The organism is Brunnivagina elsteri CCALA 953 (assembly GCF_002289455.1).
GTDB classification, from domain to species: Bacteria; Cyanobacteriota; Cyanobacteriia; order Cyanobacteriales; family Nostocaceae; genus Brunnivagina; species Brunnivagina elsteri.
In genome coordinates this window covers 1-4542 of record NZ_NTFS01000478.1, presented here as the reverse complement: position 1 = coordinate 4542, position 4542 = coordinate 1, and the positions used below count along the sequence as shown (strand labels likewise).

General features: G+C 41.7%; 6 protein-coding genes. 3 read left to right on the top strand and 3 right to left on the bottom strand.

Going from position 1 to position 4542, the window contains the following annotated elements; translation table 11 throughout:
- Positions 1-137: 137 nt before the first annotated feature.
- On the bottom strand, positions 138-338 hold the full coding sequence (locus CK510_RS26750) for a PIN domain-containing protein (RefSeq protein ID WP_095724555.1): 201 nt from the start codon (positions 336-338) through the stop codon (positions 138-140).
- Positions 339-588: 250 nt separating this feature from the next.
- Here CK510_RS26750 and CK510_RS33055 point away from each other — a divergent pair, with 250 nt between their 5' ends.
- Entirely contained in the window at positions 589-750 is a 162-nt protein-coding gene (locus CK510_RS33055) for a hypothetical protein (RefSeq protein WP_211293317.1), read from the top strand.
- Between the two features lie 378 nt (positions 751-1128).
- Here CK510_RS33055 and CK510_RS26740 read toward each other — a convergent pair whose 3' ends face one another.
- Both CK510_RS26740 and CK510_RS26735 read right to left on the bottom strand, forming a co-directional pair.
- A complete protein-coding gene (locus CK510_RS26740; RefSeq protein ID WP_211293316.1) occupies positions 1129-1449 on the bottom strand; it encodes a type II toxin-antitoxin system VapC family toxin in 321 nt (106 codons plus the stop codon).
- On the bottom strand, positions 1442-1681 hold the full coding sequence (locus tag CK510_RS26735) for a hypothetical protein (protein WP_245912452.1): 240 nt from the start codon (positions 1679-1681) through the stop codon (positions 1442-1444). Before CK510_RS26735 ends, CK510_RS26740 begins: the two co-directional genes overlap by 8 nt.
- Before the next feature lie 512 nt (positions 1682-2193).
- Between CK510_RS26735 and rpsB the strand changes: the two genes are divergently transcribed.
- Both rpsB and tsf read left to right on the top strand, forming a co-directional pair.
- Positions 2194-2976: a 30S ribosomal protein S2 gene (rpsB, locus tag CK510_RS26730; RefSeq protein ID WP_095724551.1), complete on the top strand. Its 783-nt coding sequence runs from the start codon at positions 2194-2196 to the stop codon at positions 2974-2976.
- Between the two features lie 388 nt (positions 2977-3364).
- On the top strand, positions 3365-4309 hold the full coding sequence (gene tsf / locus CK510_RS26725) for a translation elongation factor Ts (protein WP_095724550.1): 945 nt from the start codon (positions 3365-3367) through the stop codon (positions 4307-4309).
- The last annotated feature ends 233 nt before the right edge of the window (positions 4310-4542 follow it).

Genomic DNA, 4542 nt, shown 5'->3' with positions numbered 1-4542 from the left:
ACAAGACTATTACTCAAATCGTCGAAGATTTAATAGATACATTGCCAGAACCTAAAAAGATTCAATGCGATTAAAATCGCCCGTGTCGCTTATATCTCAGCACTAAAGTGACTGAGTTTTACGCATACCGTGTTGTTCTATAAATAATCTAGCCCGTAAACTGTAGCTGCTGCAATATGAATTGCGTCATCAGACGCTTTTGGTGGTAAATTACTTCTTCTAAGGAATTGTGCGCCTAAATCTCGCACGCCTTCAGTTAGTTCAAGCACAGGGAGATATTGTATGAGTTCAAGTCTCCTAGCTGCCATCTCTGAATCACCTTCTGCTGCTTCATCCAAAACAACTTGGGAAATGTAGAGGTTAAACTGACTGCGGCGAGTGTCCTACCACCTTCGCGTAATCTCCAAGTTTGCCATGAGGATCAAATTATTGCTAGGTCTGGCTGTTAGATAGCCGACCAAACTAGTTTCAATGTAGACGGTTTCACTCATATGAGATAGGTTATCAGATTTCTTAACTCATAATAGCGATCGTCTAGTTTAATATATTTTGATTGCGATAGTTTAAGCCGAACGCCACAATTTTCCCGTGATTACCCTCCTCAACTTGCGATCGCAGGTGATAGAGGTACTTAGAACGAAATTGTCATTTTTGGGTTTAATGCGATATGCCTTTGGCATTAAGCTCCGCTTATCGCATTTGGCAGACAATAAAAAAAGTAAAGGCTATATTTTGGTGTTTTTGAGGTGAGGTGATTGCAATTAGTTAGTGTAGAGAAATTGATGTGCGATCGGTTTTCTAGTAAATTGTTAACGGTGAAGTTGAGCCGCCGCAGATAAATTTTTCCTTTTTTAAGATCGTATTTGAGAGGTCGGCTCCAACGCATTGTTAGGCTTAATGTAAGGGGATTAGTCCCTTAATAATGCTCGAAACCCTGCCTGCTGAAAATGGGTGTCGGCGGTTAGTGCGTCCGTGATTGCTCGATCCTGCATGACAATGAATGATATACAGTCAACTAATCCCCATTCCTTGTCTTCTCGTTGCTTAAACAAATTGAATGCTAATTTGTAAAGGCTATTGGTTAGAGTAATCCAAGAAATAAATGATCCAACTGTTGATCCTGAGTCGCTATGTAATAGACAGAGATGCTTCATTGCGCTTCGCTCCATTCAGCATGACAATTGGGCACTTTTTTACTTGGAACACTCTTAATAAAACGACTTCGACACTGGGGTCAGTTTCGAGGGATTCCAAAAGTTGGATTGCTGCCGCTCTGTATCTTTGCTTAGAAAGCGCATTACCTATTTCTAGCAAGATCGCCTGAGTTGTGACCAAACAGGTTCCGTCAGTCTCAATTTGATTGGCAAGTTTAGCAGCCCGTACATGATTTTGATCGGTGACAGAAGATAAGGCGATCGCAAACGAAGTATCTAAAAAAACTTCAGTCATTGTCAGACAGAGTTGCAGCGTACAAATATTGGTCAATTTTCTCTGACCAATCTGGCTCACCTCGTAATTTTAAAGACTGAGCAGTTTTAAGAAATGTTTTAGGTGGTTTGACTTCATTGGGCAAAATACTTTCAACGACAATCCGCACCCTCGTACCTGCGGCTAGGTTTAAGGGTACTTCTGGTTGAAGGGCTGTCCCATCAAATACGGCTTCGAGTTCTTGGAACATCATTCTCTAAAGGCTATGGGCTGTTTTCAGTATAGCCTGACCTTTATCCTCGATCGATAAGACAAGCCTTAAGTAAGCTAAAAGGCACTTACTTCGGATCACCGATCTAGACCTCAAAAGGAGTCTAGCTATTGGATCATGCAGGTTAAGTGCCGTTTAGCTTATTCGGGAATATTCATGAGACAAATCCACCAGCGTCACTTTTAAGACTTTCAAGCTGCTCAGGAGTCGGCTCAAATAATGGAAGTGGCAAACTAACCTCTTCCACTCTACTTTGCTACCCATTTGCTGCAAAATTGCGAAAACTAGGAGAAGACCCAGATAATATTTAAGCAAGAAATTTAAGCAAGAAACACCACCATAACCTGAAAATATTCGCGAAATCCACCCTTCATAGTCGCCAAGTTATGCTACCCTGGTATGGTTCATAAATTCCGCACATCCAAGCATTCGGGTGTTTTCGATATCGGAAATGCACTTGGGTGGAGGATTAACCCGAATCGGAGAAAATTAAAATGGCAGTAGTTTCATTGGCTCAAATGATGGAGTCAGGCGTTCATTTCGGGCATCAAACCCGTCGTTGGAACCCCAAAATGGACCCATACATCTATACATCACGTAATGGTGTCCACATCATCGACTTAGTACAAACCGCTCAGTTGATGGACGAGGCATATAACTATATGCGATCGCAAGCTGAAGCAGGTAAAAAATTCTTGTTTGTCGGCACAAAACGCCAAGCAGCAGGTATCATCGCTCAAGAAGCATCCCGTTGCGGCGCACACTACATTAACCAGCGCTGGTTAGGTGGAATGCTCACAAATTGGGCTACTATTAAGACTCGTGTAGACCGTCTCAAAGACCTCGAACGTCGCGAGGAAAATGGCGCTCTTGATTTGTTACCAAAAAAAGAAGCTTCGATGCTACGTCGGGAAATGTCGAAGTTACAGAAGTACTTGGGTGGTATCAAAACCATGCGGAAAGTACCCGATATAGTTGTGATTGTAGACCAACGTCGGGAATACAACGCAGTTCAGGAATGTCAAAAGCTCAGTATTCCCATCGTTTCGATGTTGGATACTAACTGCGATCCTGATGTTGTCGATATTCCTATCCCCGCTAACGATGACGCAATTCGTTCGATTAAGCTCATCATTGGCAAACTCGCAGACGCTATCTACGAAGGTCGTCATGGTGAGTTGAGTGCTGAGGAAGAGTATGATTATGAAGGCGTTGAAGACGAGTACGAATACGAAGAAACAGAGTATGTTGAAGCGGCTCCGGAAGAAGAATCATAATTAGTGCTGAGTAGAGATGGGACAAACAAGCCCATTTCTACTAATTACGTTTCTACTATGGTACTAAAAACGGCTAGAAAATAGACTTTTAGTATAAAAAACAATTTCTTAAGCCTCTCTCCCTGTGGGGGAGAGGTTTGGAGAGGGGTTCTATATTCTGTCAGGTTTTAACCCGTTTACGTGTAATCGCATCTTTAATTTTTGTATTCGACCTTTCGGAAAATTGCTACAATTCTGCGGAGAGGCATCTCGTGGAATTAAAATAAAGCTCAGTTAATGTCCGACGGGATACCGGGAGTCACTGAGAAGTCCAGAAAGCGCGATCGCGTTAGTATGGGATTATGTAACTAAAGTGTCAGTCAAATAGGTATCAAGGGATTGAGGCAACATGGCGGAAATATCTGCAAAACTTGTCCAAGAGCTGCGCCAAAAAACTGGTGCTGGCATGATGGACTGCAAAAAGGCGCTTAAAGAAAACGACGGCGATATCGAAAAATCTTCCGAATGGTTGCGCCAAAAAGGTATGATCAAAGCTGATAAAGCAGCTGGCAAGGTTGCTGCTGAAGGCTTAGTTGATACTTTTGTGGAATCGAATGGTCGGGTTGGTGTATTGGCTGAACTCAATTGCCAAACTGATTTCGTTGCCCGTAATGAAGCTTTTAAAGCGTTAGTACATAGCATTGCCAAGCAAGCTGCTACCGCAGATGATGTTGATTCACTGTTAGCTCAACCCTACGCTGAAGATAAAAATATCACGGTTGCGGATTCTATTAAGCAACTTTCGGCAAAGTTGGGTGAAAATATGCAGATGCGTCGATTTGTCAATTTTTCGTTGACAGAAGGTACGCAAGGTGCTGTAGAAAGCTACATTCACACTGGTGGTAGAGTGGGCGTTTTGGTGGAATTAAACTGCCAAAATGAAGCTGCTGCAAATAACGAAGAATTTAAGACATTGGCTCGAAATGTTGCGATGCAAGTTGCAGCTTGTCCTAACGTTGAATATGTCAATGTTAGTGAAATTCCTGCCGAAATTGCTCAAAAAGAAAAAGAGATTGAAATGGGACGCGATGACATCGCGAATAAGCCTGATAATATCAAAGAAAAAATCGTCCAGGGACGTATTGACAAACGTCTTAAAGAGATGACTTTAACCGATCAGCCTTACATTCGCGATCAAAGTATCACTCTGGAAGAGTTAGTTAAGCAAGCTGGTTCTAAACTTGGCGATACAATTAAAGTAAAACGTTTTGTTCGTTTTATTCTTGGTGAAGGTATCGAGAAAAATGAAGTTAGTTTCGCTGATGAAGTCGCTGCACAAATAGGTGCGAAGTAGTTAGGAGTTGGGAGTTAGAAGTTAGGAGTTAAGATTTAATATTTTAACCTTTAGTTTTTGAATTTTAATTTTTAACTAGTTGCAACCTAATCATGACTCTATAAGAAAAGCAGGTCAAGCGATTGACCTGTTTTTCGTTCATTAGACTTTGTTAGGGACTTTCATCCTCACTATCTTCCAATCCTTCATTTGCCATCTCAAAAGCGATCGCAACTTCCATCTCATGATTTAAA

Excerpts from the sequence above, each read along its gene's own strand:
- CK510_RS26740 (WP_211293316.1), bottom strand. The coding sequence starts at position 1,449 with ATGACTGAAGTTTTTTTAGATACTTCGTTTGCGATCGCCTTATCTTCT.
- tsf (WP_095724550.1), top strand. The coding sequence starts at position 3,365 with ATGGCGGAAATATCTGCAAAACTTGTCCAAGAGCTGCGCCAAAAAACT.
- CK510_RS26735 (WP_245912452.1), bottom strand. The coding sequence starts at position 1,681 with ATGATGTTCCAAGAACTCGAAGCCGTATTTGATGGGACAGCCCTTCAA.
- rpsB (WP_095724551.1), top strand. The coding sequence starts at position 2,194 with ATGGCAGTAGTTTCATTGGCTCAAATGATGGAGTCAGGCGTTCATTTC.